Consider the following 742-nt stretch of genomic DNA (forward strand, 5'->3'; position numbering starts at 1 on the left):
GCATATGGCTCTATCACCCCTGCCACACCAAGCTCCGGAAGCATGTCAACGATGATCTCGAACGATACCACCTGGTAGCATACAGGGTCTGAAGCGTTTTGTGTGTTAGCCTCTGCCCTCACCCAGATCGTCCTGCTGCCACTGTTGTAAGCCGTGATATTGTTTATCCAGTTCACCCTGTCATGGGCATCCTCTTCGGTCTCATAATAGGTCAGCACCATGCCTGTATCACCATTCCTGATGTCTGCCGCAGCATCGGTCAGGTTGAATATCTCCATTCCGTCAGGTGAATTGTTCACGTCACATTGCCTTAACGGGTCCGGCGTCGTATCCGGCACCGGCAGCGGAAGCACTTTTATGGTAAGCGTTGTATAGCTCTTACATCCATCCGGTGTAGTGACCATTACATACAGTGTTTTAGGGTTGCCTTGCGGTGGTGCAGGGTTGGTATACGCCTCGGGGTTCGCAATTGGCGCGGCAGCCTGGTCAACACGTGGGTCAACCTCAAAATACGTCACTGTCATGCCCTGGCCTATGCCTTGCGGCCCCAGTATCTCTTCATCTTTTACCGTAAGGTCAAACTCGGCCATGCCATCGTTCTGCCCATTCACCAGTTCTTCGTTGCATATGGCAAGCACCGTTGGCGTTGTCAGCAGCAGTGGCTGGTCCAGCTCCAACTGGAACGAAGTAACGCTGAAGCACTCTGTGCCCGGAGTTTCTACCCTCACCCAGATCGTTTGGC

Annotated in this window: 1 pseudogene; it reads right to left on the reverse strand. The window is 53.2% G+C overall.

From position 1 onward, the window contains the following. Positions 1-742, reverse strand: a pseudogene (locus tag ACT6R0_RS18600) (hypothetical protein); the annotation flags it as partial.

It is taken from the genome of Flavobacterium sp. (genome assembly GCF_052437795.1).
GTDB lineage: Bacteria > Bacteroidota > Bacteroidia > Flavobacteriales > Flavobacteriaceae > Flavobacterium.